Below are 26538 nucleotides of genomic sequence, written 5' to 3' on the forward strand. Positions count from 1 at the left end.
CTGTTTTTTCGCAGGATATATACATTTCGATTTAATGAGAGATAGGGAATACCTGTTAAAGCAAAACCCCCGGAAAGAATTCCGGGGGTTTTCTCTGCGGCTTCGTATGCTAAATCTCACAGCCCCTTTAAACCACCGCTTTTTTAACAAAAGTTTACATTTCCTCAAATGATAGTTTTCATTGATTTGCTAGTATAAGTGTTATCAAAAGGAGGTTAATATATGAACTTTTACAAAACGCTCGCCTTATCAACTCTTGCGGCATCCTTATTGTCTCCCTCATGGAGCATTCTCCCCCGTGCCGAAGCTTCAGCTTATAAGGACTTCTCGGTGACTGCCGATGCAGAGACAGAGCCGGTGGATACCCCTGACGACGCGGCAGATGACCCGGCGATTTGGGTTCATCCGAAGCAGCCTGAAAAAAGCCGGCTGATCACAACAAATAAAAAATCTGGCTTGATCGTTTACGATTTAAACGGAAAACAGCTGGCAGCCTATCCGTTTGGCAAATTAAACAACGTCGATCTCCGCTACAATTTTCCGCTCGATGGCAAAAAAATTGATATTGCCGGGGCCTCAAACCGGTCAGACGGCAAAAACACGGTTGAAATATACGCCTTTGACGGCGAAAAAAACAAGCTGAAAAACATCGTCAATCCTCAAAAACCTATTCAAACCGATATTGAGGAGGTGTATGGTTTCAGCCTGTATCACAGCCAGAAAACCGGCAAGTTCTACGCCATGGTGACCGGAAAGAACGTAGAATTCGAGCAATACGAACTGTTTGACAACGGAAAAGGACAAGTCGAAGGCAAAAAGGTCCGCTCATTCAAAATGAGCTCTCAAACAGAAGGGCTTGCAGCAGATGATGAATACGGCAAAATGTACATCGCTGAAGAAGACGCTGCGATTTGGTCTTTCAGCGCCGAGCCAAACGGCGGAGATAAAGGAAAAATTGTCGATCGCGCAGGCGGAACGCATTTAACCGCTGATATTGAAGGGCTGACGATTTACTACGGAGAAGACGGCGAAGGATATTTGATCGCGTCCAGTCAGGGCGATAACCGTTATGCCATCTATGACCGGCGCGGGAAAAACGACTATGTCACCGATTTTTCAATTGATGACGGTAAAGAAATCAACGGGACAAGCGATACCGATGGAATCGACGTCATCGGCTTCGGCCTCGGCAAAAAATATCCATACGGCATCTTTGTCGCCCAAGACGGCGAAAATACGGAAAATGGACAGCCAGCCAATCAGAACTTCAAAATTGTCTCCTGGGAAAAAATTGCTGACGCGCTGGACGACAAGCCTGATATCGATGATCAGGTCAATCCCCGAAAACTGAAAAAACGAGCCAAATAACGACGGATCCGCGGGAAATGCCCGCGGATTTTTCACATTCCTTTATGTTAAGATAACTATTAATGGAGGGATGGTATTGCGTTTAAATCTCTATGCCGTAGTGTTTATCATGTTGGCGGTTTTATCATGTTTCTCTGCGTTTTTAATCAAGGTGTATTGGCGTACACTTCTGCTGTCATCTTCCTGCTTGCAGCTGCATTTTGCACGAAGCGTCGGCCTGAAAAGTAAGGCTTCCTAGGCCTTATGGCTTCTCCGTAAAATGCTCGTTCCGTAAGGCGGCAGTTTGAGCGCGCCTTTTTTCTGGGTTCCCTTTAAAACGTCCGTGTATGTTTCCTCCGGAAGCGAGACACTTCTGCTTTCCGCTGTAAAATTCATCACGAAAATATAATCGTGGCGGCCGTCTGTGCGGAGCTGGGCGGTGACGCCTTTCGGGAGCTCTGTATCGAGCACTTTGGCAATCCCGCACTCTTCAATGAGCCTAGATATAAACGCCTCTTGGAACGCCGCCTCATTCCTTGAAGCGATATAGTAGGCCTTCCCGTCTCCGAACAAATTGACCGTCAGCGCCGGCCGGCCCGCGTAAAAATCATCCTCGTACGCAGCGAGCGCTTCGGCCCCTTCTAAATGAATCAGATCGCAAAGCTCGCTGGCTTCATAGCTTCCGCTTAATCCGAGCCTGTTTTCTTCATCCATCACAATGGTATTTTTCTGTCCGTCATGAAGAGCATCGATCTCCTCAGACCAAATGCCGAGCGTTTTTCTTAAGCCCCCAGGAAACCCTCCCAGGAACGTAAGATCATTCTCATCAACAATGCCCGACCAATAAGTGGCGACAAATGTCCCTCCGTTTTGAACAAACTGTTCAATCCTTTCAGCGGTGCCTTCCTTCAGCATGTAGAGCATCGGGGCGACCAAAAGCTTATAGCGGGAGAAATCAGCCTCCATGTGAATCACATCAACCGGTACGCCTTCCCGCCAAAACGGTTCATAAAACGATTTGGCGGTCCGTTCATAATGCTTTCCGATATTGCGCGGACCTTGGGCATCTTCCAAAGCCCAGCGATTCTCCCAGTCAAATATAATCGCGGCCTCGGGTTCCACTGTCGTCCCTGCGACGTCCTCCAGCTTTTCGAGCTTTTCCCCGAGCTTTTTCACTTCCTGAAAAACGCGCGTATGCTCTGATCCTTCATGATCAACGACTGCTCCGTGAAATTTTTCGCTTGACCCGCGGCTTTTCCGCCATTGAAAATACTGAACGGTGTCCGATCCGTGAGCGACTGCCTGTAATGACGACAATTCATGCATACCGGGGCGCTTCAGCTTGCTGACATCCTGCCAGTTCGTCATGCTCGGCGTGCTTTCCATCAGCATGAACGGCCGGCCGCCTTTAAGAGAGCGATTGATGTCATGAACAAAAGCAATATCGGCTCCAAGCCGGCTGTCTTCCTGCCGGCTGCTGTGCCATGCCGGATAAGAATCCCACGAGATGACATCAAGCAAGTCGGCGAACTTCCAATAATTCAAACCGGCGTATGTTCCCATAAAATTCGTCGTCACGGGCAGGTCGGGGTTAAAAGAACGGACATGGGCAATTTCATGCCGGCAAAAATCAACCGTTTGATCTGTGACAAAACGCTTCCAGTCCAAATTCAAACCGTGAACGGCATCCTCGCCGTGCGAAGCCGGCGACTCGATCTCGTCCCAATCTGTATAGGTGTGGCTCCAAAACGATGTCCACCACGCATGATTAAGGCGGTCCAGCGTTTTGTATTTCGCGAGCAGCCACTCTCTGAACTTATCTTGGCAAAGTTCACAATGACACTCTCCGCCGTATTCATTGGAGATATGCCAGCCGATGACAGCCGGGTGATGCGCATAGCGCTCCGCAAGCTTTCCGTTTATGATCGCCGTTTTCCTGCGGTAGACAGGCGACGTATAGCAATGATTGTGCCGCTTTCCATGAAGGTTTCTGACCCTGTTGCGCTCCGTTCTCAGCACCTCGGGATACTTTTTGGACATCCAAGCCGGTCTGGCGCCGCTCGGTGTAGCCAAGAACGCATAAATTCCGTTTTCCTTGAAAGTATCAAGAACCTGATCGAGCCAATCAAATGTAAATCTTCCTTCTTCAGGCTCGAGCGAAACCCAGGAGAAAATGCCGACAGACATCACATTGCAGCGGGACAGCTTCATCAGGCGGATATCTTCTTTTAAAACTTCCGGATATTCAAGCCATTGATCAGGGTTGTAATCGGCTCCATGCAACAGTCGGGGAACTTTCCGGCTGATCGGGGGATACGGTTTGACCATCGTAAAGTTTCATCCTCTCTTCCTCGTTTTCATATGACGCGGAGACAGATATTAAACGCTTTCAAAAACAGATTGTTAGATTATATACTCTGTTTTCTTCCCTCTTTCCTGCCTGGTGGATGAATTTTCCTGTATGATTGAATTTATCTTTCTTTATTTGTAAAATATAATCTAACATTAACATTTTTAACTTTATTTCCTTACACTTGACTAAATCAACTATTTTATTATAATTGATTAAAGCAACGATTTATAGGGAGAGAGGTTTTGAGATGACAGAAATCAATCATTCTATCACATTAAAATTCAGAAAGTTCAATCGATTCTACACAAATGTGCTCGGTTTTCTGAATGAACATATTTATGACAGCCCTTTTTCATTGACGGAAACCCGGATATTATTCGAAATTCACAATACGGCCGATTGTACAGCCAAACTGATTCAAGATACGCTCGGCTTGGACCGGGGCTATGTCAGCCGGATCCTGAAGCGGTTCGAAAAGGAAAATATGGTCTATAAAAAGAGAAGCGAGGAGGACAGCCGCAACCACTATATCTATTTAACAAGCTTCGGCGAATCCATTTATAAGAAGCTGGAGGCAAAAGCCAATCAGCAAATCGAATACATGCTGAAGCATATCGACGGCCCCCATCAGGAAAAGCTGACGGAGGCGATGAATACAATTGAATCCATATTGTCGGAACACCTGCCGCCCGAAAAATCGGACATTTCCATAAGAGATTACTATATATCGGACGATACCAAACTGATGATCGAAAAACAGCGTGCGTTTTACGCGGAGACACACGGCTGGGACGATTCATTTTTGGATTACCTTCACGAAACATTTGATGCCGATATCGAAAACATCTGGATCGCGGAGAGCGCCGGAAGGTTTGCGGGATGCGTCGGGCTCGTCAAACATCCCGGCCAAACCGTACAGCTCAGATGGTTTCTGGTCGACGCCGCTTTTCGGCATCAGGGAGTCGGCACGCGCCTTTTGAAGCATCTCATCGATTATTGCAAAGACAATCAATTTGAGCGGATTTTTCTATGGACTGTAAGTACGATGGCTGAAGCGCGGCCTTTGTATGAAAAATTCGGATTCAGACTGACGGAAGTGAAAGACGAGACTTTATTATGGGGACAGCGGCTCCGGGAAGAACGCTGGGATGCCGAGTTAGGCTGACGAAATGGAGGATCTATGAAACGGAAAATACACTACGCCTGGATTATCGTTTTTGTGACGTTTTTGACGCTTTTGGCCGTTCAAGGGGTGCGCCTTTCTTTCGGGGCTTTTATTCAGCCTTGGGAAGAGGAATTTTCAATGGACAGGGGCACGATTTCGCTTATTTCCATGTTGAGCTTCATTGTCTACGGCGTATCCCAGCCGGTGATCGGCAGGCTTGTCGACCGGTTCGGACCGCGGATCATTTTATCTCTCAGCACGCTTCTGGTCGGCTTGAGCATCTTTTTTACATATCTCGTGACTTCTCCGTGGCAGCTGTTTATTTTGTACGGCATCATCGTTTCTCTCGGCGTCGGCGGTGCCTCGAATGTCGCATCGACCGTGATCGTGACCAACTGGTTCAATGAGAAGCGGGGGCTTGCATTCGGCATTATGGAAGCCGGATTCGGCGCGGGGCAGATGCTGCTTGTCCCTGGATCGCTCATGTTGATCCACTGGTTTAACTGGAAAGTGACCGTCATCGTTCTCGGATTGTTTTTAGCTGTTATCGTATTTCCGATCGTCATCTTGTTATTGCGGAACCATCCTTCGGAAAAGAATGCAGAGCCGATCGGCGGCACTCAGGGCGGCGAGATAAAAGAAGAGCCAGACGCTCAGCCTAAAAAGATTCCATACAAAGCCGTTTTTCTCAAAAGGACGTTTTGGTTCCTCGTCTTGCCGTTTTTCATTTGCGGATTTACAACGACAGGGTTAATGGATACCCATCTTATCCCTTTTTCGCATGACCACGGGTTTTCGACCGAAGTAACAAGCGCTGCTGTCAGCCTGCTGGCCGGCTTTAACATCATCGGCATTTTGATTTCCGGCGTCGTCGCTGACCGCTGGAGCAGCCGGAAAATTTTGTGCTTTTTATATGCCGTAAGGGCGCTGTCGCTTGTCATTCTGTTGTCGAGCCACAACTCGATGCTCCTGCTTTGCTTCGCGGTTTTGTTCGGTTTGGTCGACTTTGCGACCGTCGCCCCGACGCAAATGCTCGCAACCCAGTATTTCAGGCAGTACTCCGTCGGGTTCATTCTCGGCTGGCTGTTCCTCAGCCACCAGATCGGTTCGGCGCTCGGCGCTTATTTGCCCGGCGTCTGGTACAGCCAAACAGGCAACTATAACATGTCTTTCTACCTTTCAATCGTTATTTTGGCGGCAGCAAGCATTTTGAACATCCTGCTGCCGGAACCTAAAAAAATAAACCCAACACTCAATCAGGAAGGGCGTTCCGTTCAGCAATAATGAAAAAACCTGTTTTTGAACGTCAAAAACAGGTTTTTCTTTATAAATTAAGAAGTTTTATTTTTATTGTAAATATCAAATGCAACGGCAATCAGAAGGACGAGGCCTTTAATTGCTTGCTGCCAGTCGATGCCCAGACCGAGCAGCGACATGCCGTTGTTCATGACCCCCATGACAAGGCCGCCGATGATGGCCCCGCCGATCGTGCCGATTCCGCCGTAAGCCGAAGCACCGCCGATGAAGCAGGCCGCAATGGCGTCAAGTTCAAATAGGTTTCCTGCTTTCGGAGTGGCCGCGTTTAAACGGGCGGCAAAAATCAAGCCGGAAAGAGCGGCTAAGACGCCCATATTGACGAAAACCATAAAGGTAAGCCGTTTTGTTTTGATTCCTGAAAGCTCGGCCGCTTTTTCATTGCCGCCGATTGCGTAGATTCTCCGCCCGATGACGGTTTTTTTCATAACGAATGTATACCCGGCGATTAAGATGAACAATGTGATCAAAATGAGAGGTATGCCTTCGTACGTCGCGAGAATGTAGGTAAAAAGGTTGATAATGGCGATGATAAAAAACACCTTAACTGCAAACAGACCTTTTCCCTGCAAGTCAAATTGGAATTTCTTCTGCATGTTTCTCTGCTGAAGCTGATACACGAGATAAAGAATCGACACTCCCGCTCCGGCGACAATCGTCGTCATATGGAGTGCGTCTCCGTTCAGCCAGTCCGGGATAAAGCCGGACGCCATTTTTTGAAAGGACACGGGAAATGGAGCGATCGATTTCCCTTCAAGCACGATCATCGTGAGTCCTCTGAACAATAGCATACCCGCCAGCGTCACGATGAAGGCCGGAATCTTGACATAAGCGATCCAAAATCCCTGCCAGGCGCCGATTGCCGCTCCCAGAAGCAACGACAGGACGACCGCCGCAAACAGCGGCATATCGTTCTCGATGATCATCATCGCGGAGACGGCGCCGACAAAAGCGGCGACTGAACCGACTGATAAATCAATGTGTCCCGTAATGATGACGAGCATCATCCCGATGGCTAAAATGAGAATGTAGCTGTTTTGCAAAATCAGGTTCGTAATGTTCAGCGGTCTCAGCAAAATTCCGTCCGTCAGTATTTGAAACAGCAGCATAATAAACACGAGCGCAATAACCATGCTGTATTTCCGGATGTTCTGTTTATACATGTCGCGAAACAGCTGAAAGTAACCGGGCTGAGCGCGGTCTTTATCCGTTTGCACCGGTGTCTGCATACGCCTCTCCCCCTCTCTTCATGCGGATGGTCATATATTTCATCAGCTTCTCCTGATCAGCTTCTTCTTTGGAAAATTCGGCGGTGATTTCCCCTTCACACATCGTATAGATTCTGTCGCACATCCCCAGCAGCTCGGGAAGCTCCGAAGAGATCATAATAACCGCTTTACCTGCTTCGGCAAGCTGATTGATGACGCCGTAGATTTCGTATTTGGCGCCGACATCGATGCCGCGCGTCGGTTCATCCAAAATTAAAATGTCAGGCTCAGCAAAAATCCACTTGCTCAGCATGACCTTCTGCTGGTTGCCTCCGCTTAAATTTCCGGTCCGCTGGCCGATATCGGGCGTCTTGATGTTCAATTTCCTGCGAAAATCCTCCGCTTCATGTTTTTCGCGGCGCTCGTCCATCACCAATCGGCTCGACACCTTCTCCAGTTTGGACAGCGTAATGTTTTCTTTAATGCTGTCATCCAGAATCAGACCGTTTCCTTTCCGGTCCTCCGTCACATAGACGATGCCGTTTTTAATGGCTTCCTCAGGGTGGCGGATGTAAAGCTCCCGCCCGTCTTTTTCGATTGTGCCGGAGATGTTTTTTCCGTATGATCTTCCAAAAATGCTCATCGCCAGCTCCGTCCTTCCGGAGCCCATCAGGCCGGCAATTCCTGCGATCTCGCCTCTTTTGACGGAAAGGGCCGCCATGTTTACCACTTTGCGGTCCTGTTGAAGAGGATGATGAACTGTCCAATCCTTCACTTCAAAGATGACGTCCCCGATCTTGGCGCTTCTGTCAGGATAGCGGTTTTGCAGCTCCCTGCCGACCATGCCTCTGATGATCCGGTTTTCGGTCAATTGCCCGCTTTGCACATCAAGCGTTTCGATCGTTTGTCCGTCACGGAGCACGGTAATCGAATCTGCGACGTTCGTGACCTCATTTAATTTATGGGAAATCATAATTGAAGAGATCCCCTGTTTTTTCAGTTCGAGTAAGAGCCGCAGCAGATTCTCGCTGTCCGCTTCATTTAAAGCCGCAGTCGGTTCATCCAAAATCAAAAGCTGCACCTTTTTTGCCAAAGCTTTGGCGATTTCAACAAGCTGCTGCTTTCCGACGCCGATTTGGGAAACAAGCGTATCCGGAGATTCATGAAGCCCGACTTTTTTCATTAACTCGAGTGTTTCCAGCTTTGTTTTTCGCCAATTGATGACGCCGCGTCTCGCCTGTTCATTGCCCAAAAAAAGATTTTCCGCAATGGAAAGCTGGGGGACGAGCGCCAGCTCCTGATGGATGATGACAATCCCCGCTTCCTCGCTTTGCTTAATATTTTTGAATTGGCATACTTCCCCTTTATACAAAATGTCGCCCGTATACGTACCGTACGGATATACACCGCTCAGCACCTTCATCAAAGTCGACTTGCCCGCCCCGTTTTCACCGCAGAGGGCATGGATTTCGCCCGCTTTAACGCGGAGGTGGACATTGTCGAGCGCTTTGACGCCGGGAAACTCCTTCGTGATGCCTCTCATCTCCAAAATGCAATCGGACATCGGATCACTTCCCTAATTCCGATTCTTTATAGTAACCGCCGTCAACGAGCACTTTTTTATAGTTCTCTTTATCGACGACGACCGGCTCAAGCAGGTAGGACGGAACGACCTTCTCTCCGTTGTCATACGTCTTTGTATCATTGACTTCCGCTTTTTCGCCTTTTAAGACGGATGTCGCCATCTCAACGGCTTTTTTCGCCAGCTCTCTCGTATCTTTGAAAATGGTTGAGGTCTGCTCCCCTTTAATGATCGAATTCACGGAAGCAAGCTCCGCATCCTGTCCCGTAATAACCGGCAGCGGCTTCTTGTCCGATCCGTAGCCCGCGCCTTTTAAAGAGGAAATGATTCCGATGCTGATCCCGTCATACGGTGAAAGCACCGCATCAAGCTTCGCTTTTGTATAATGCGCGCTCAGCAAATTGTCCATCCGGGATTGCGCGGTTGCGCCGTCCCATCTGAGCGTCGCGCCTTGCTCAAATGAAGTCTGGCCGCTCAATACCTTTAACTTGCCCGAATCGATATAAGGCTTCAAAACAGACATGGCGCCGTCAAAAAAGAAATGCGCGTTGTTGTCGTCAGGCGATCCCGCGAATAATTCGATGTTGAACGGTCCTTTTTTGTCTTTTAAGCCAAGCTTTTCTTCAATATATTTCCCTTGGAGTTCACCGACTTTATGATTGTCAAATGTCGCATAATAGTCGACATGTTTGCTGTTCATAAGCAGCCTGTCATAGGAAATGACTTTAATATCCTGCTTATTTGCTTTTTCAAGGACGTCTGTCAGCGCTTCCCCGTCAATCGAAGCAATGACGAGCACATTGACGCCTTTTGTAATCATGTTTTCGATTTGTGAGACTTGGTTTTCAACGACATCTTCCGCATACTGCAGATCCGTTTTATACCCGAGCTTTTCAAACTCTTTCACCATGTATTTCCCGTCATACACCCAGCGTTCCGATGACTTTGTCGGCATTGAGATTCCGACGTAGCCTTTGTCTCCCCCTCCGCTCGCCTGATTCCCCGAACAGGCGGAAACAATGAGACAGAATAGCATTGCAGTGATCAACAGCCAGCATTTTTTCATGCTTGGTATCCCCCTTTTGATTTCTCCCATCATGAATCATGCCAACTGTACCATGTCTTTCGAATGTCCGTCTTTTGAATTAATTAACTATTTTTATAAAAATCAGACTTTTATAAAGCGCTCACATTACAATTTTCTCCCTGTTCGTTCAATTCCCGACATGCGTCGGTACTGATTGGGGGATACCCCCTTCGTTTTTTTAAATACCGTGCTGAAATAGTGCTGTGTATCATAGCCCGTTTGTTCGGCAACATCATGAATCGAAAGCGGGGTTGTCTCTAATAGATGAACCGCTTGGTCCATGCGCATCTCTGTCAAAAGCTGAACAAATGTGATGCCGAGCTCCTTCTTCATGATCCTGCTCAAATAGACGGGCGAGACTTGAAGTGCATCCGCCGTCTGTTTTAAAGAAAACTCCCTTTCAGTGAAATGCTTTTTCATATATTCTTTGGCCCTCGTGACAACCGGCAAGATATTAAATGCTTTCGAGACTTGCTGTCTGCAATGCTGATAGCATTGCGCAGCTGAGCGGCCGTTTTCGGCAAGCTTCGCGAAGCAGACGGCGGCGCCTGCCTGCATTTCAGCTTCGATCATCTCAGCAAGCGCCCGCTGTTCAGCTTCTGTAACAGAACGCCACAGGCAGGCGGCGATCAGACGGTCTCCATCGAAAAAAACAGCCTTATCCCGCTCATCGATAAAGAAGCGTTCTACTTTTTCTTTCAGACTGTCGGCTTCAGACGGCTTGTTCCATACATGCCCGGCCGCGATGACACCGAGCGTCTCAGGATAACGGGCCGGCAGCCGAAGGCATTCGAGCTGCCGGTAAACGTCTTCTTCGTCTGCCCGGCCTTCGATCCAGCTTCTGAAAACATGCTCTTTCAAAAGACCGAGGTTTTGTTGAATATGCTGCTCGGCAAGCTTTTGCTCGCTGAGCTTCTTTTTTTCAGCTGCCAGCGACACGCTGATCTTTTCGAGCACTTGTTCCAGATGAGCGGGATCGACCGGCTTTAACAAATAATCATCGACATTCAGCCGGATCGCTTCTTGCGCGTATGCAAACTGATCGTAGCCCGTCACGATGACAAAGCGGCACTGCGGCAGGACGCCGCGGAGCTTTTTCATCAGCGTGATTCCGTTGACGATCGGCATATTCAAGTCGACAATCAATAAGTCGATGCCGTGTTTGAGAGCGAGCTCAAATGCCTCTTCACCATTCTCCGCTTCAGCTGACACCGACATTTGATAGCGCTCCCAAGAGACGGCATCCCGTATTCCTTCCCGAATCCATGGTTCATCATCGGCAATCAGTACGCGCCAACATTCACTCAAGGCTTGTTCCCCCTTTTGTTAAAATTGGAAGCCGTATTGTGACGGCGGTTCCGGCTCCTTTTCGGCTTTCAACCGTTAAACCGTACGGCTCGCCAAATGTAAGGGCGATCCGTTCATGGACGTTGATCATGCCGTAGCCCGCTGTATCGTCCCTGTGTTTGAATTGATCGGTTATTTGCTTTAGCGTCTCTTCATCCATTCCGGCTCCGTCATCCTCAATTTTGATGATCAGCGAGCCGTCTTCCTCCATGCCTTTGATCGTAATATGCCCCTGCCCCTTTTTTTCTTTAATTCCATGATAAATCGCATTTTCGACAATCGGCTGAAGCACGAGCTTTAATATCAGGCGATCATCACAAAGCCCGGTCATTTCGATTGAGTAGTTTAATTTATCGCGGTACCGCGCTTTTTGGATTTTCAAATAGTTTTCAACATGTGCAAATTCATCAGACAGCGGAATGATATCTTTCCCTTTGCTCAAGGAGATGCGGAACAGCTTGGATAAAGCCTGCACGAGACCGCTGACCTCTTCCGCTCCTTTCTTCCTCGCCATCCAATTGATTGTATCCAGTGTGTTGTAGAGAAAATGAGGGTTGATCTGTGCCTGCAGCGCCCTTAATTCAGCTTCCCTTTTTTGGCGCTCTTGTCTTTCTGTGACCGACATCAGCTCCCTGATTCTCAACATCAGGCGATTGAAGCTTTTTCCCAATAGCCCGATTTCATCTTCCCTTTCCTCCTGATAACATGTTGAAAAATTCCCGCTTTCCGCCGTTTTCATGACAGCATTCAGCTTCAAAATCGGCCGCGACATGGAATGGGACAAATAATAGGAAGCGGACATTCCGAGAAACGCCGCCGTCAGTAAAAACAAAAGCACATACAAGTGGATTTCCTTCACTTCGAATACCGGTTCACCCGCTTTAAAAACGCCGACCGTTGTCCAGTTCGTAAAGGAAGACGTCTCATAAATGAACTGATACTCCTCTCCCTTAATCCGCTTCGAAAAATAGCCGGACCGGTCTTGACTGAACCACTTTTTCGGCAGAAACAGCTTTGAGGTCTCCGGTGCATAAATATTGCCGCCATTCTCATCCATGATCATCAAATAACCCGTTTTCCCCAAGCGGATATTTTTTGTCGCTTCTGCGAGGACGCGCAGCTTCAAATCGATGAGCACAACGCCTTTCACACGCTGTGTCTCAGGATCGATAACAGCTCTGACGGCAGAAACGACCTCGTCTTCCCTGTAATGCACATGGCTTCTGATATTCCGATTGACAGACTTTCCGATCATCTTGAAAATTCCTTCATTAGCGACAGCCACCAGATACCACGGTTCTTTTGTCAAATCTGTCGGCGTGCGTTCATACATCTCATTGCTGATCATCTCACCCTTATCATTGACGACGAGAATGCCTGCGGCTTCAGAATATAAAGAAGTCAGGCCCTGCAAAAACGTCCTTCGCTTATAATCCGCCTCTCCGTCCTCCTTTTCGTGATTAAAAAACGCTTCCATTTCTTCATTCATTGATATTAAATATGTCAGGTTTTGCATGTGGCTGACATATACTTCAGCCGTCTTGTTCACTTCGCCGATCAGCTGCAGCGTTTGGTCGATCACCTGTTTTTCAATAATATTTTCAACGGCCCATCCCGATAAAATGCCGAGGCCGATCGTCGGCAGCATGCTGATTAATAAGAGAAGGCTGATCAGCTTATGACGGATCGGCGCATTGTTAATCAAACGTTTAATCATTCGCATAATAGGCTGCCACATTTTCTTTCGTTATGATCGTAATGCCTGTATCGATCGCTGCCGGAAGCGGGCGTTCATGCTTCAGATGGTGATTTGAGAAAAACAGCATGTGCAGCGACCAATAGCCCATTTGCCATGTGTCCTGACCCATTGTCGCGGAAATCGATCCGCTTTTGATGCCGTCCAGCGTTTTCTTGTCTTTATCAAAGCCGATGATGCATACTTCCCCTTCAAGTCCCGCCGCCTTCACAGCGCGGGCCACACCGCTCGCCCCATTGGCTTCTGTCGTGAAAATTCCTTTGATGGACGGATTTTTTTCCAGAATCTTCGCCGCTTCTTTTTTCGACGTCAGCTCATCCCCTTTTCCGTCCAAAACCGCGGCGACCTTCATGTTCGGGTACTTTTGCTTGATCGTTTGTTCAAAGCCCTTCGTCCTTTCCTGGTGATTGTACTGACGCGGCTGGGTAATGATGGCGGTCTCTCCCTTTCCATCTAAAAACTCGGCCATTCGCCTTGCGGCCTCAGCACCCGCTTCCATATTATTTGTGCCGACATATGTAGAGGCTTTGCTGAGCGGAGCGTCTGAATCGAATAAAACGATCGGAATGCCCTGCTCGTGCGCCTTGTCGATGACAAGGTTTAAAGCTTTCGGATCTATTGCCGAAAGCGCGATCCCCGCCGGCTTTTTTGCAATCACCTGCTCAAGGACGGTCGTCTGCTCATGGACATCATAATGGGCCGCCCCCCGATACTCGACAGAGACGTTGAAAAGCTGCGCGGCATCCTCAAAGCCTTTCAGGCCGCTCTTCCAATATTCGATTCCCGATTGAAACGTAACCATCACATATTTTTCGGACAGACTTCCGGCCGCCGGCCTTCTGCTTGCTTCTGTAGATCCTGTTTTATCGCCCCGGGAATAGTCGTAGACATACAGAAAAAACAAACAGAGCATCACGGCATAAACAACTAACAGCTTCTTCATCTTCATCCCCCTGTTGGTCAGAGGACAAGACAGCGTTTACAATCTATCATAAAGTATATATTTAGCCGCATATTTTTCTTAGAATCCAGCTGAGGCATCCTGACAGAAATTCCGCCCGTCCCCTTTTTTCATCACAAACAGACAATTTCCCCCCTTGTTTATATGAAATATCTAATCTATTTGACATTTTGTTCGAAAAACCCTGTTTAGTATTCGACAAGATCGCCTCTTTCTTAAAATTACCTTAAAGTTTGTGAAACAAAAAATAAATATCATAAAAAACACAGCCCTAAGAACCATGTCTTTTGCCCTTGGAGGAAAATGGAGAAAAGTGCAAAATCGCAGTCACAATAAGGAATTCCCTGCTTAGCCGCTCGACTCGATTCTTTAATCACGGTACATTTTTCCTATTCAACTCATTTATACCATGTTGTAACATTAATAAGGTCCTTTAACGAACGGATCCCAACAGGTCATTTGAATCAAATTTTCCGGGAGGTGGCAGTAACATGATCTGGGAAAAAACAGTTTTATACGGGCTGCAAGGTACACTTCTCATCAAAAAACAACAGCTCGAACAACTGAAAAATTGCCAAACTGAATTAGAAGCAGATAAAAAGGAATTTGACGATTCAAAAGACAGCATCAAAAAGCCCGAACTGTCGCCGACAACATGGCAGGGCAGCCTTGCTGATTCTTTTAAAAACGTCAGAAGCGATATGAAAACGGCCTACAATGATATTTGCGGAAAACAGTTAAATGAAGTGTTTAAACAATTAAAAGAGAAAATCTCTTCCTTAAATGATGACATTGATTCACTAGGTAAGGATATCAGCTCATTAAAAACGAAAATTGAAAAACTGGAAAAAGAAGAAAGAGAAGCCCGCCGCTAAAGGAGTGATTACGATGGGTCAAGAAATCAAAGTCAAAACAGGCGAAGTCAAACAGGCGCTCTCGAAGCTGAAGCATTCAGCCCAAGCTGTGAAACCGAATGTGCCGACAGATATCAGCGGCAAAAACAACCTTGACGTCGTCAAAAAAATCGAAAGCATGAACAAAGATTTGAAAAGCCTGACAAAAGCATACGCATCAGCTCTAGCTAAACAAATTGCGCAAACCGAACAGGCTGTCAACGCCATAAAAGACGCCGACAAAAAGCTGTCGTCATCGATCAAAGCCAAGTAGAAGGAAGGGACTACGCATTGAAAACTCTAGATGTTCAGGCTTTTCAAACCGGCCTAGACAAAACGCTGACCGAATTAAAAAACCAGACTGACGAGATTTCAAAAGTCAAACAAAGCGTCAAAGGCCTCACCTCCCTTGACGACGCCTTAAAAGGCGCGGGCGGTGAAGCGATCCGCTCGTTCTATGAAGAGTGCCACACCACTTTTCTTCTTTTTTATGAATCTTTTATTTCCGATTATAAAGGACTTTTAGAAAAGACGAAAAGCGCACTTCATTCCCTTGAACCGAACCAAAACGGCTTTATCTCGCAAAGCTTTCTTGAGAACGAACTCCATGACGGCGTCAGTCAAGCTGAATCGCTGACAGGCAGATTGACGTCAAAAGCCAATCAGACGATGGCAACTGTCAGCCACATCGTCGACCTGCCCGACCTCGACGATTCAGCCGTCAACGAAAACGCCAAAAAAGCCCAAAGACAAATCAGCGAGACGCTCGAAAAGCTTCACACCTTCGACCGCGAACAGACAAATGCGCTAAAAGCGGCGAAGGAAGACCTTGACACGATGAAGCAGTACATCCAGCAGCTGGAGAAAATGTATACGGGGCCGAAGATTGAAATATCGGAATATAAAAGCGGTTCAATTTTAAAGCCGCAAAATGACTCAACAATCAGTCAAGCTCCCGGCGGCCTGCAAAACGACCTGCAAAACCCCGGCGAAACGCCGATGGAGAAGATGCTTGGGCGGTTTAGCGAAAAAGACGAAAAAGGCAAAATCGACGACACAACAAAAGAAGACCTTCCATTTGAGATCGATTGGATGTATCCTGTATCGAGTGCGGGAAGTTTGTATAGCACTTCTACTGCTGCGACGGATCTAGGGAAGAGTGTGAAACATGTTAAAAAAGATGGGGTTAAGATCAAAAGAGGTATTAAAACTAAAAGTGGTAAAGTAATAGAAGGATATCAAGTGACCAATGGGAAAGCTATTGGAATTAAGGCGAAGAATTATCCTGACACATGGATTAATTCACAGATGAAAGCCGGCCATACACCCGAAATTGCTAGGCAAACCAGAGTTTCATCTGCAGTAAAAGATTCAATGAGAAGCAAGATTGGTTGGGCTGGTGTTGCTATTACTACAGGTGAAGATCTTATTCACAATATAAATGATCCAGATACTTCTGTTGAAAAAACGGTTGGTGATGTTGCTGTGGATGTAGGAATCGGTGCAGCAACATTAGGAGTAGGTGCTGCTGCAAGTGCTGTAGTAATTGGGACTGTAGGACTTCCAGTTTTAGCAGGAGGAGTTGCAGCATTCGCTGCCTCAATGATTGTGTCTGAACTCTTAGGCGGTGTCAAATGGGGGAAAGATAAAAAAAGTATAACAGATATGGCTAAAGACGGGGTAGAGTCGGGATTAAAAACAATTGCAGGCTGGTTTAAGTAAAGCATAGGGAGTTGGTGAAATAATTGTTGAAATTGGATGATAATGTTGATTTCAGAAAGTTTTCAGACGATATACATCGGCACCTGCATGCTGATAATCCATCAGGTAGCGAGAAACAGGGTATTTTAACTATTGTAATTTTATTTTTAGATCTATTATGCGCCATCCCTTTATTGGTAGATGGAGAAATATTGTTTACCCTTATAGCGTTACCTTTTATGATCATTATTAATATATGGACCATTATTGTTTTGTTTATGCGACCAGATGAACGTAATAATTTGTTCTATACTTTGTATAAAGGTGCAACCGGAGCTGTAGTATCATTTTGTTACTTTGTACTATCACAGAAATATGCTTATTCTGTAATTGGTTCTAATTCTTTATTTATCATGACTTCTTTTTTAACTTATCTCATTGTGATTGTTGGTTTAATTCGATACTACCTGGTCATCTTTCCAGATAATAATAGAAAAAAGAAAGACAGCCCTGCTTGGGGAACATACTTATTAACGATAGGCCCTGCAGGAGGATACATTGTTTCACAATTCGTCTTTCGATTTTCTGACTCAGTGGTCGATTTGTTTATGAGCTATGTATTTCTGTTGTTTGCTTGTATTTGGTCTTGGATGGGAGTTAAATTCATCCACAAATTCTATTTTATCAAAGCCAACAAAGACATCATTGATAAGCATTTAAGAAAGGGGAAATAACGGTCATGACCGAAAATAAATTACTACCATCCGGCTCAATCGTCTTACTAGAAGGTGGAACAAAAAAATTAATGATTTACGGAAGAAAACAGATCGTCGTGAGCGAAGATCCGAAAATGTTTGACTATATCGGCGTTTTTTACCCCGAGGGCTACATTAATCAAGAATACACTTTTGCTTTTAACCATTCAGATATTGAGAAAGTGATTTTCGAAGGTTATGAGGATGAAGAGGAACGAGAATTTCAACATGTTTTAAAAGAAGCAGCCATCGATTAGAAAAGGAAGCGTCTCATACATGGGACGCTTCCTTTTTGGATAAGAGATCGTTGTATGCATTTGAAAGTAGTTTTATATAAGCATCGCTTGTCGTGGATATGAGAGTTCAATTCTACTGAAATGAAAGAAAAGGCAAGTGAAAAAGATGCTAAATCAAGATTCGCTCGAGTATATCTTTGAGATTATCCCCTGAACTCGTTTACGTTTTGCTTGTTTATAATCTTATTCGTCTTCTTTATTAGGGTAGTGATTGTGATTTTATAAAAGGTTCGATATTACCTTATCGCTTTCCCATTAATAAAAATAAGAAAGAAATCTGAACGTGGTTAGCAACAAGCGTAGACCTTTGCTTTAAATTATCTGGACATTATAGTTTCCAAGGTGCTAAGAAAGAGAGCTTCTTATGAAAAACGAAAAACATTTTCTATATAAAAAAATAAACGAAGCAATGATCATCTTCTCTATTTTATTTCCTGTAGGCGGTATCTTTTTAGTCATCATGACGATATGGGCGATAGGAGCAAAAGCCCCTTCAGAAATTCCCTTGTTTGTTTCCGTTATCAGCTTGTTTTTTTTCGTTCCTCCACTCCTATTGCATATCTACAGAAAAAAGGTCTGGCTGAAAAAATACATGCAGAATTATAAAAATTCAGAGGGATAAGCGGAGGAATACAAGCTTTGCTGAGATTAAAAGAAACGGTTACATACAAAGATTTACCTTACAATATTCAATCTCATTTGACAGTTCCCGCCAGCCGGGAAACGAAATGGGGAATGGCGTGTTTTATCGTGTTGATGCTGGATATTTTATGCATATTACCTGCGCTGGCGAACAAAGTTGATTTTTTCACATTCGCCGCTGTCCCTGTTGCTATCCTGATCAATATATGGATGATCATCATGAATACCAAAAGCATGACCGGATGCCATCATCACCTTCAATATGTTCGGTTTATGGGTGTATCTTTCAGCGGTATGTCATATTGCCAGCTGATCACGGCGCAAAAAATGATGGTTTCTGCCATCGGTTTTCATGTACCGCTGATCAGTCTGTCACTATTCATTTTTGCCGCCTTTATCCTCCTCGTCATTCGGTATTACTTGATTGTATTCCCGTATTCTAGCAGAGACAAAAGGGAGACAGCAGCTCCGACAGGGATGTTCCTCGCGGCTGTTCCGGCAACCTGTTTTATGATAAGTCATGCCGTTTTGCGAGTTTCCGAGTCTGCCGTTTATTTGTTGATGAGTACCGTCTATCTGCTTATGGCTTGTTTATTTTCTATGATGGGGGTCAAATTCATCCACAAATACTTCTTCATCAAAGCGAATCAAGATATCGTCAGACATAGGATTTAAGGCACAAGGAGAGGTCATGTTTGAAAGGCAGAAATAAAATCATTCTCTCAGTTTATTCCCTACTTGCAACAATCATTATTTTGACCGGTCTTGCCAAACCTTCAATGAAATGGAAGGAAAAGCTTGCCGTCATTGGCTTTATGTTCGTTTTAATTTCTTTATTCGCATTCATCATTTATGTGTTCATAAATAAACCGAAGAAAGATCAAAGCGCGCCCAGATGCAACATCGTCGCGAAAATCTTTTGGAAGAAATATAGAAAGCCGTTCACGCTCTCTTTCTACTTCGTCGGCATCCTGATTGTGGGAACATCCGTGTTTTCAATGACCGGACTCACTTTCTTATGGAAATCCGCTGTGTTCACGGTTTTGTGTGCCGCGATATCGTGCGGCTTTTTTGCGGTTTATCAAGCGGGGAATCAAATGCTGAACCGGTCTTGTTTGGAAAGAATGCCTGACGAAGAATGAGAAGCTTTTTATATCAGAAAAAAAACGCTGGAGTCCGCCATTCATAAAGGAGTTATGATGTCACCAGAAACTCTTGTTGAATATACCGAATACTTCATCGCCGGTATGTTGGCCGCTCATTTCGCTTACAGTTTGGGTTTTTTAATCATAGCGAGTCACATGATCATTGAATATGAAAAAATGATCTTTTTAAAACCTGAAAAATGGTCCCACAAAATCACGAATACATTCGTTTTTCTTCTTGTCGGCACCGGTTACTTCGTCTACAAACGGCTATTAAGATACAACTGGTTCCTGAGAAAACTGTATTTCGCCCTTTATCTTGTGAGCAGAGGTATTTTAAGCATCATCATCTTTTATATTTTTTCTTTTCTGATCCATCTCATTTTCAGCGTTTAATCATTTACGATTGGAGAGGTCCGAATGTCTAAATTTCTACAAAAACCAAGAAACAAAGCCATCTTAATCGTCTACCTATTTTTCGTATGCGGCTCCATTCTCAGCACTGTTCTGATTCCGAAGATGAGCATCGGAGAAAAACTGTTTATCCTCTGTTTTAATATTTTCTCGGCAACTTTATTCGCATTTCTCATTTATGTGCTGCTAAATAAATTGATGAAAGATGAAGACCGCAAACACCCGGCAGCCCCCGAAAGAAACGGGATTAATCAAGTGATTTGGAAAAAATACAAAAAGCCGCTGATCCTGTTTGTTTATTTTGGCGGCGTGTTTTCCGTCTGCGCTGTTATTATTCCCATGTCGATATATACCGTTGCTGAAAAGCTCGTGATCCTTTCGATCGCGATTATTTTCATTACAATTGGCTGTACCTTGGCTTATAAAGTGACGAATAAGATGCTGCAGAAATAATTGAAAGGACCATGGTTCGCCATGGTCCTTTTCTTCAGTTCCTCAGCTCCTCCAGCGTCTCTTCCCACCGCCGCAAAACCGCCGCTTCATCCTTCAGCTCAATCTGAACGCCGGAGATGATATCAGCGTATTTTGCGATATCTTCCCGTGCCGCTTCGACCGTGCCGGCGAAGCGCGCTCTCGGGTGTTTGGCGTCTTTTAATTCGGGCAGTTTCTTTAAAGACAGCCTCACATAATGTGCTTTGCCTTTCCAGCAGGTGACGAGGAGCGCCCGGCCTGCTCTCGCGATGTTCGCGGTTGTCGTTGTGCCTTGCCAGAGAGCCAGGCGGATGTCGGTTTTGTTCAAAGCGAGGATTTCGCCGGCGCTGATCATCGCTGTGTGCGGCCAGCCGTCTTCTGTGACGGTCTGGAGCATCATCGCTTCGCGCCGCTTTCCGGCGAGTTTCTCTCCGTTTAACAGCTGAAATAATTCGTTTGATAGCTGAGCCATGCCGGATGCCTCCCTTTAGATTTTCCGGTCTGGAACCGCTGGCACTTGTACGGCTGTTTCGACTTCAGAAGGGTCGATTTTAAAGGCCGGATTGTATTTTTCAGGATTTGTGATCGTCTCCGGCTCCGATGATCTCCAAGTGAAAAAGCAGTGCTGACATTGATAAACTTCCCAGGCTCCTTCAACGGGTGACTTGCTGACGGTTTCCGCTTTTTTTAATTCGCAGCGCGGACATGTATGCATGATGAAACACTCTCCTCTTTTATTGATTTAGCAGATTCATTAATTTCGCTTCCCACTCTTTCGTTCCTATAGGGGAATCGAGCGGCTGTGAATAGTGTCCTCTTGTTTCCGGGGCCGCAGGCGTTGTCGCGTCCAGGATCATTTTGTGGGTGATTCCCGCCGGTTCAGAACCCGGATCAAGCGCCAGAACGGATAAATCCGGGATGATGACTGCATCGTGTTTTGGATGCATTTTCGTTGAAATTGCCCACATCACTTGCGGAAGGTTAAACGGATCGACGTCTTCGTCAACGAGAATCACCATTTTGCAGTAGCCGAGGCCGTGCGGGGTCGTCAGCGCGCGCATGCCGACGGCTTTGGCGAATCCACCGTAGCGGCTTTTCGTTGATACAATGGCGATCAAGCCGTGTGTATACATCGCGTTTACCGCGACAATTTCATTCGGATAGGCCTCTTTTAGCTGCTGGTAAAGCGGCACACATGTATTAATCCCGACCATGTAGTCAACCTCAGTCCAAGGCATGCCTAAATACAGGTGTTCAAAAATCGGGTTGTTGCGGTGGCAGACGCGCTTGATTTTGATGATTGGCATGCTTCTTCCGCCTGAATAGTGGCCGGTAAACTCGCCGAACGGGCCTTCATACTCACGTTCGCCCGCCAGGATCTCGCCTTCGAGAACCACTTCCGCGCCCCATGGGATATCTAAGTCAGACAGTTTTGATTTGACGATTTTATAAGGTTCGCCTTGCAAGGCCCCTGCCATTTCGTATTCTGATTGATCGTATAAGAGCGGTGTGGATGCCGCCGTTGCAATGACCGGTTCGCAGCCGAGCGCAATCGTGACAGGCAGGTTTTCGCCGCGCTCTTCAGCCTGGCGCAGGTGGATTGCAATGTCATGCTGCGGGACGGGCTGAATGCCGAGGCGGTCTTTTCCTTTTACTTGCAATCTGTACATGCCGACATTTTGTTTGCCGAAGTGTTCCGGATCCTCGACATCTCTGGAAATGACGCATGCCTTGTCTAAATAAAAGCCGCCGTCGCCCTGATTGATGCGGAAGAGCGGCAGAATGTCAAACAGGTTGATGTCTTCTGTGATGTCGTTTTCGTGAAACGGCGCTGTCTCCTCTCTTTGCACTTTTACAGGAAATTGATCATAGCGGCGTGCGAATTCAAAGAACTGTTCTTTGACCGGCGTGTCTTTCGGAAGGCCGAGCATTAACGCGTGGTTCGGCCAGGAGCCGATGACATTCAGGGCGATTTGGGCATTGTTATAGCCGTAAATGTTGTTGAATAAAAGAGCGGGTGATTTGTCTCCGAGGTTATTGGCGGCGCGTGCAGCGGCACCCAAATCGGGTTCCGGCTTCACCTCTTCCTGAACTTCAAGAAGCTGTCCTTCTTTTTTCAGCGTGTTTAAAAAATCTCTAAAATCTTGATAAGCCATTCTGTTATCCTCCTTATTTCTTCTGTTTCATTCCTTCCCAGCGCTTCGCTTCAGACAGATGGATTCCAAATTGGTCCAGCGTCCGGAATACGATATGGTCGACCATTTCGGTCAGATTTTGGGGATGATTATAAAAAGCCGGCATCGGCGGCAGGATCACCGCGCCCATTTTTGTCAGCTCAAGCATGTTTTCAAGATGAATCTGGTTCAGCGGCGTCTCCCTTGTTAACAGCACAAGCTTTTTCCGTTCCTTCAGCATGACGTCCGCCGAACGGGTCAACAGGTTATCCGCCATACCGGTGCGAATGCCCGCCAACGTCTTCATGCTGCACGGTGCGACAATCATTCCGTCCGTTTGAAAGGAACCGCTTGAAATGCGGGCAGCCTGGTCTTTGTGGGAATACGTAAAAGATGCGAGCTTTTCTACGTCTTTCATCGTATATCCCGTTTCGTGCAGAATCGTTGCCGCTGCCCACGGAGAGATGACTAGGTGTGTCTCTGCGTCGGTTTTCTTCAGCCACTCCAGCATCCGCACGCCAAATATCGCGCCGGTCGCGCCCGTAATTCCGACGATGATGTTCATATGCGCCCCCCTTTCCCTCTTGGTGCTTCAGTTAAAATGATACGCCTCTATTTACCATATTGAAAATATCTGTTAAATCTATATATAATACTTTAAAGGTATAAAAAGGAGTGCCGAGAAAATGGATATTCGCCAGTTAAAGTACTTTGTTACGATCGCACAGGAAGGAAAGATTACAACGGCGGCGAAACGGCTTCATATCGCCCAGCCGCCCCTCTCCAGACAGTTGAAGCAGATGGAAGAGGAGCTCGGAGTCGTTTTATTTGACCGGAACAAAAAGAAAAACCTGACGCTGACCTATGAAGGAGAAGTGTTTTTGAAAAGAGCAAAAGAAATCCTGCACAAGCTTGAGGATTCCATCTTGGAGGTTCGGGAGCTGCGTGAAGAAGTCAACGGAACCCTTGCCGTCGGTTCAACGATTTACTGTGCGGCTCTATTGCTCTCAAAAGTCTCGAAGATCAGGGAAATGTACCCGAATTTAATGTTTAACATTTGGGAAGGTGAGCCTTCACGGCTGAGCGGGCTCTTGGAAAACCGGCAGATCGATGCGGCGGTCACGACAACGCCTTTCCACAGCAAAAATATCGAAGCAAAGAGCCTGCCGGAGGTCCCATGCAAGCTCGTTCTTCCGGGGAATCAGTCGTATGGCTTAAAAGGGGAAGCCGGAATGAAAGAAATTGCCGGTCTGCCGCTGATTCTGCTCAGACCGTCGCACGGAAAAGGGATTTATGATGAGGTCGTCCATCACTTTCACTCATTGGACCTTGAGCCGAGGGTCGTCTGTGAGTGCCATGATTCTACAACGCTCCTCAGCCTTGTCACCTCGGGATTCGGAGCAACGATTCTGCCGCTGTCCATGCTGCCGGCGCATTTTGCGCGTCATGTTCAGACATTGGAGATTCAAGACAATCCGTTTATTCTGCAGCCATCTGTCGTTTGGCGGGCCGGCAGTTTTCTGCCGAAGCCCGTAAGAGAGTTTTTGGCTTTATTTTAATAATAAAAAAGAAAAGGCATCATGCCGATGCCTTCTCCTTTTCATTGGTTATAGCAGCTTCTTCCCTAACAGCGATTCGATCAGTTCGACGGCCGCCTCACCGGTTTTATTTTTATGATCAAGTATCGGGTTGACTTCAACAAACTCGGCAGAAGTAATGATATCTGCGTCATAAAGCATTTCCATCGCCAAATGGCTTTCCCTGTAGCTGATGCCTCCGACGACAGGGGTGCCGACTCCCGGAGCGTCGCTCGGATCAAGACCGTCCAGATCGAGGCTCAGATGAATCCCGTCGCAATTTGCTGACAGATACTCGATCGTTTCCTCTATCACCTTCGTCATGCCAAGCCTGTCGATTTCGTGCATGGTGTAGACTTTCATGCCGGTTTCACGGATATATTTGCGCTCTCCTTCATCAAGCGAGCGCGCACCAATGATGACGACATGCTCCGGCTTGACTTTCGGCGTATAGCCGTGAAGGTTGACCAGCTTTTCGTGGCCGACACCGAGACTTACCGCCAGCGGCATACCGTGGATGTTGCCTGACGGCGATGTCTCCAGCGTATTTAAGTCGCCGTGTGCGTCATACCAAATCACGCCGAGTTGTTGATAATGCTTGGCTACCCCCGCCAATGTCCCGATGGCTATGCTGTGGTCTCCGCCCAACACGAGCGGGAAGCGGCGCTGCTCGATGACATTGTCGACGATATCGGCCAGCTTGCGGTTTCCTTCGAGTACGGAAACTAAATTTTTCAGCCCTTCGTCTCCTTTTGGCTGATCGCGATTGATCGGCACATCGCCCAGATCATCGATATCATAGCCAAGCTCGGTCAGACGTTCCACGATATGAGCGTAGCGAATCGCGCTCGGTCCCATATCCACACCGCGCCGCGCCTGTCCCAAGTCCATCGGCATTCCAATCAGAGAAACTTGCTTATTCATCAATAACCACCTCATCGTTCGTTTTGTTTTGATAGATCAATGCTTCTTGTCGCTCAAGACCCTGGCGTTTTTTCACAAATACGTGATAAACAAAGTAGCAGGCCGACATGAATAAAATCCCGCAGTACAATGCCATCCTCTGCTCTGAATCAAAAGCGAGGCTCACAAGGACGGCGCTGTTTAAAATAAATCCCGTCAGCGGCAAATAAGGATAAAGAGGCGTTTTAAATTTTAAGTCTTCAACCTTTCCGCCTTCTTTGACATATCGTCTGCGAAATAGCAGCTGTGATACCGTAATCGTGATCCAGCCGACTTGCGCGCTTAAACCGGCTAGAGACAAAAGCCAAATGTAGAGCGTTTCTGCTGCGACTACGCTTGAGATGAGGGACAAACCCGCAAAACCGAGCGTGATCCAAAGCGCATTCATCGGAATACCTCTTTTATTGACCCGGCTTAAAGCCTGAGCGGCCATTCCCTCTTTCGCCAGGGAATAAAGCATCCTCGTCGATGCGTACAAGCCCGAATTCGCCACCGATAACAAAGCAATTAAAATAACAAAGTTCATCAGATCGGCGGCATACGGAATGCCGATTTGTTCAAATACCACAACGAACGGACTTTCAACAACCCCCGCTTTTTCCCATGGAATCAATCCCGCCAGTACAAATACGGACAGGCCGAAAAACACCAGTGTCCGCCAGACCGTCTGTTTGATGGAGCGGGGCACCGTTTTTTCCGGATTTTCGCTTTCCCCCGCCGCGATCCCGATCAGCTCCGTCCCCTGAAAGGCAAAGTTGACGGTGATCATCGTGATAAAGATCGCGCCGAATCCGTTTGGAAAAATTCCGTCTCCAATCAGATTGGAAAAGAACGGTGCAGCCTGTCCGTCTTTCAAGTCGATGAGTCCGAACATCGCGCCTCCGCCGAGAATAATAAACAGAAGAATGACGATAATTTTGATGCCGGACAGCCAAAATTCCGATTCCCCGAAAGCCTTTGCCGATAAAGCATTGAGTGAAAAAAGCAGCAGCCCGAAAATCAAGCACCATATCCAGACGCCGACATCGGGAAACCATCTTTTCATCAGCTGCCCCGCTGACAAAAATTCCAAAGCAACAGTAACCGACCAGCCGAGCCAATAGATCCAGCCGACGGCAAACCCTGTAGCAGGCCCGATAAATTTTGTCGCGTACGTCTGAAAAGAGCCTGAAACCGGCATTGCCACAGCGAGCTCCCCAAGGCAGAGCATCGTAAAATACATGATCATTCCGCCCGCTAAATAGGAAAGAATCGCGCCGATCGGTCCGGCTTCATTAATCGTATAACCTGTTCCGAGAAAAAAGCCGGTTCCGATGACGCCGCCAAGCGAGATCATAAACAAATGGCGGGATTTCATCGTTCGTTTCAGTGTATATTGTTCACGGTT

27 protein-coding genes are annotated in these 26538 nt (G+C 46.7%); 14 read left to right on the plus strand and 13 right to left on the minus strand.

Annotated elements, in window-relative coordinates; genetic code table 11:
• Nucleotides 1-222 precede the first annotated feature (222 nt).
• Complete coding sequence (locus ACVC9U_RS17290; protein WP_441391333.1) at nt 223-1368, plus strand: phytase; 1146 nt, start codon at nt 223-225, stop codon at nt 1366-1368.
• A gap of 234 nt (nt 1369-1602) precedes the next feature.
• Here the strand turns inward: ACVC9U_RS17290 and ACVC9U_RS17295 are convergent, their stop codons facing one another.
• On the minus strand, nt 1603-3675 hold the full coding sequence (locus ACVC9U_RS17295) for a beta-galactosidase (RefSeq protein ID WP_441391334.1): 2073 nt from the start codon (nt 3673-3675) through the stop codon (nt 1603-1605).
• A 272-nt stretch (nt 3676-3947) separates the two neighbouring features.
• On the opposite strand from ACVC9U_RS17295, the gene ACVC9U_RS17300 reads away from it, so the two are divergent.
• Nucleotides 3948-4865, plus strand: a complete 918-nt coding sequence (locus ACVC9U_RS17300) for a bifunctional helix-turn-helix transcriptional regulator/GNAT family N-acetyltransferase (RefSeq protein ID WP_441391335.1) — start codon at nt 3948-3950, stop codon at nt 4863-4865.
• Between the two features lie 15 nt (nt 4866-4880).
• The gene (locus ACVC9U_RS17305; RefSeq protein WP_441391336.1) at nt 4881-6149 is read left to right on the plus strand and encodes an MFS transporter; all 1269 of its coding nucleotides are present in this window, start codon (nt 4881-4883) and stop codon (nt 6147-6149) included.
• Nucleotides 6150-6196: 47 nt separating this feature from the next.
• Here the strand turns inward: ACVC9U_RS17305 and mmsB are convergent, their stop codons facing one another.
• The 6 genes from mmsB to ACVC9U_RS17335 form a co-directional block, all read right to left on the minus strand.
• Entirely contained in the window at nt 6197-7408 is a 1212-nt protein-coding gene (gene mmsB, locus ACVC9U_RS17310; RefSeq protein ID WP_145652820.1) for a multiple monosaccharide ABC transporter permease, read from the minus strand.
• Nucleotides 7383-8951 carry a multiple monosaccharide ABC transporter ATP-binding protein gene (gene mmsA, locus ACVC9U_RS17315; protein WP_441391337.1) on the minus strand — a complete coding sequence of 523 codons (1569 nt, stop codon included), beginning with the start codon at nt 8949-8951 and terminating at the stop codon, nt 7383-7385. Before mmsA ends, mmsB begins: the two co-directional genes overlap by 26 nt.
• Nucleotides 8952-8955: 4 nt before the next feature.
• Nucleotides 8956-10035 carry a multiple monosaccharide ABC transporter substrate-binding protein gene (gene chvE, locus ACVC9U_RS17320; RefSeq protein ID WP_025809534.1) on the minus strand — a complete coding sequence of 360 codons (1080 nt, stop codon included), beginning with the start codon at nt 10033-10035 and terminating at the stop codon, nt 8956-8958.
• Between the two features lie 126 nt (nt 10036-10161).
• A complete protein-coding gene (locus ACVC9U_RS17325) occupies nt 10162-11364 on the minus strand; it encodes a response regulator transcription factor (protein WP_035337231.1) in 1203 nt (400 codons plus the stop codon).
• Nucleotides 11357-13120 carry a sensor histidine kinase gene (locus ACVC9U_RS17330; RefSeq protein WP_441391338.1) on the minus strand — a complete coding sequence of 588 codons (1764 nt, stop codon included), beginning with the start codon at nt 13118-13120 and terminating at the stop codon, nt 11357-11359. The genes ACVC9U_RS17325 and ACVC9U_RS17330 overlap by 8 nt, the downstream gene beginning before the upstream one ends.
• The gene (locus ACVC9U_RS17335; RefSeq protein ID WP_035337235.1) at nt 13113-14102 is read right to left on the minus strand and encodes a substrate-binding domain-containing protein; all 990 of its coding nucleotides are present in this window, start codon (nt 14100-14102) and stop codon (nt 13113-13115) included. The genes ACVC9U_RS17330 and ACVC9U_RS17335 overlap by 8 nt, the downstream gene beginning before the upstream one ends.
• Nucleotides 14103-14611: 509 nt before the next feature.
• Here ACVC9U_RS17335 and ACVC9U_RS17340 point away from each other — a divergent pair.
• The 10 genes from ACVC9U_RS17340 (at nt 14612) to ACVC9U_RS17385 (ending at nt 20419) form a co-directional block, all read left to right on the plus strand.
• Nucleotides 14612-14995, plus strand: coding sequence for a YwqH-like family protein (locus ACVC9U_RS17340; RefSeq protein WP_003178893.1), 384 nt, complete (start codon nt 14612-14614; stop codon nt 14993-14995).
• A 13-nt stretch (nt 14996-15008) separates the two neighbouring features.
• The gene (locus tag ACVC9U_RS17345) at nt 15009-15287 is read left to right on the plus strand and encodes a YwqI/YxiC family protein (RefSeq protein ID WP_020450144.1); all 279 of its coding nucleotides are present in this window, start codon (nt 15009-15011) and stop codon (nt 15285-15287) included.
• Nucleotides 15288-15304: 17 nt separating this feature from the next.
• On the plus strand, nt 15305-16735 hold the full coding sequence (locus tag ACVC9U_RS17350) for a ribonuclease YeeF family protein (protein WP_441391339.1): 1431 nt from the start codon (nt 15305-15307) through the stop codon (nt 16733-16735).
• A gap of 26 nt (nt 16736-16761) precedes the next feature.
• Nucleotides 16762-17448 (plus strand): hypothetical protein, encoded by a 687-nt coding sequence (locus ACVC9U_RS17355; RefSeq protein WP_126430385.1) that lies wholly within the window; start codon nt 16762-16764, stop codon nt 17446-17448.
• A 5-nt stretch (nt 17449-17453) separates the two neighbouring features.
• On the plus strand, nt 17454-17726 hold the full coding sequence (locus ACVC9U_RS17360; RefSeq protein ID WP_025809525.1) for a DUF4176 domain-containing protein: 273 nt from the start codon (nt 17454-17456) through the stop codon (nt 17724-17726).
• 403 nt (nt 17727-18129) lie between these two features.
• Nucleotides 18130-18387, plus strand: a complete 258-nt coding sequence (locus tag ACVC9U_RS17365; protein ID WP_025809523.1) for a hypothetical protein — start codon at nt 18130-18132, stop codon at nt 18385-18387.
• Between the two features lie 17 nt (nt 18388-18404).
• The gene (locus tag ACVC9U_RS17370) at nt 18405-19082 is read left to right on the plus strand and encodes a hypothetical protein (RefSeq protein WP_441391340.1); all 678 of its coding nucleotides are present in this window, start codon (nt 18405-18407) and stop codon (nt 19080-19082) included.
• Between the two features lie 20 nt (nt 19083-19102).
• Nucleotides 19103-19549, plus strand: coding sequence for a hypothetical protein (locus ACVC9U_RS17375; protein ID WP_441391341.1), 447 nt, complete (start codon nt 19103-19105; stop codon nt 19547-19549).
• A 57-nt stretch (nt 19550-19606) separates the two neighbouring features.
• Nucleotides 19607-19948, plus strand: coding sequence for a hypothetical protein (locus ACVC9U_RS17380; protein WP_025809518.1), 342 nt, complete (start codon nt 19607-19609; stop codon nt 19946-19948).
• A 24-nt stretch (nt 19949-19972) separates the two neighbouring features.
• Entirely contained in the window at nt 19973-20419 is a 447-nt protein-coding gene (locus ACVC9U_RS17385; protein WP_441391342.1) for a hypothetical protein, read from the plus strand.
• Between the two features lie 34 nt (nt 20420-20453).
• On the opposite strand, the gene ACVC9U_RS17390 is transcribed toward ACVC9U_RS17385, so the two are convergent.
• From ACVC9U_RS17390 to ACVC9U_RS17405, 4 genes are read right to left on the minus strand one after another with little or no spacing between them, the layout of a single operon-like run.
• Nucleotides 20454-20909, minus strand: a complete 456-nt coding sequence (locus tag ACVC9U_RS17390) for a pyridoxamine 5'-phosphate oxidase family protein (protein ID WP_025809514.1) — start codon at nt 20907-20909, stop codon at nt 20454-20456.
• A 15-nt stretch (nt 20910-20924) separates the two neighbouring features.
• On the minus strand, nt 20925-21152 hold the full coding sequence (locus ACVC9U_RS17395; protein WP_020450130.1) for a non-oxidative hydroxyarylic acid decarboxylases subunit D: 228 nt from the start codon (nt 21150-21152) through the stop codon (nt 20925-20927).
• Between the two features lie 19 nt (nt 21153-21171).
• Complete coding sequence (locus ACVC9U_RS17400) at nt 21172-22593, minus strand: non-oxidative hydroxyarylic acid decarboxylases subunit C (RefSeq protein WP_025809512.1); 1422 nt, start codon at nt 22591-22593, stop codon at nt 21172-21174.
• 13 nt (nt 22594-22606) lie between these two features.
• The gene (locus ACVC9U_RS17405) at nt 22607-23176 is read right to left on the minus strand and encodes a non-oxidative hydroxyarylic acid decarboxylases subunit B (protein ID WP_020450128.1); all 570 of its coding nucleotides are present in this window, start codon (nt 23174-23176) and stop codon (nt 22607-22609) included.
• A gap of 121 nt (nt 23177-23297) precedes the next feature.
• On the opposite strand from ACVC9U_RS17405, the gene ACVC9U_RS17410 reads away from it, so the two are divergent.
• A complete protein-coding gene (locus tag ACVC9U_RS17410) occupies nt 23298-24170 on the plus strand; it encodes a LysR family transcriptional regulator (protein ID WP_026580522.1) in 873 nt (290 codons plus the stop codon).
• 48 nt (nt 24171-24218) lie between these two features.
• Here ACVC9U_RS17410 and rocF read toward each other — a convergent pair whose 3' ends face one another.
• Entirely contained in the window at nt 24219-25112 is an 894-nt protein-coding gene (gene rocF, locus ACVC9U_RS17415; RefSeq protein ID WP_020450126.1) for an arginase, read from the minus strand.
• Nucleotides 25105-26508, minus strand: coding sequence for an amino acid permease (locus ACVC9U_RS17420; RefSeq protein WP_441391631.1), 1404 nt, complete (start codon nt 26506-26508; stop codon nt 25105-25107). Before ACVC9U_RS17420 ends, rocF begins: the two co-directional genes overlap by 8 nt.
• Nucleotides 26509-26538: the final 30 nt, after the last annotated feature.

It is taken from the genome of Bacillus sp. GM2 (assembly GCF_056155945.1).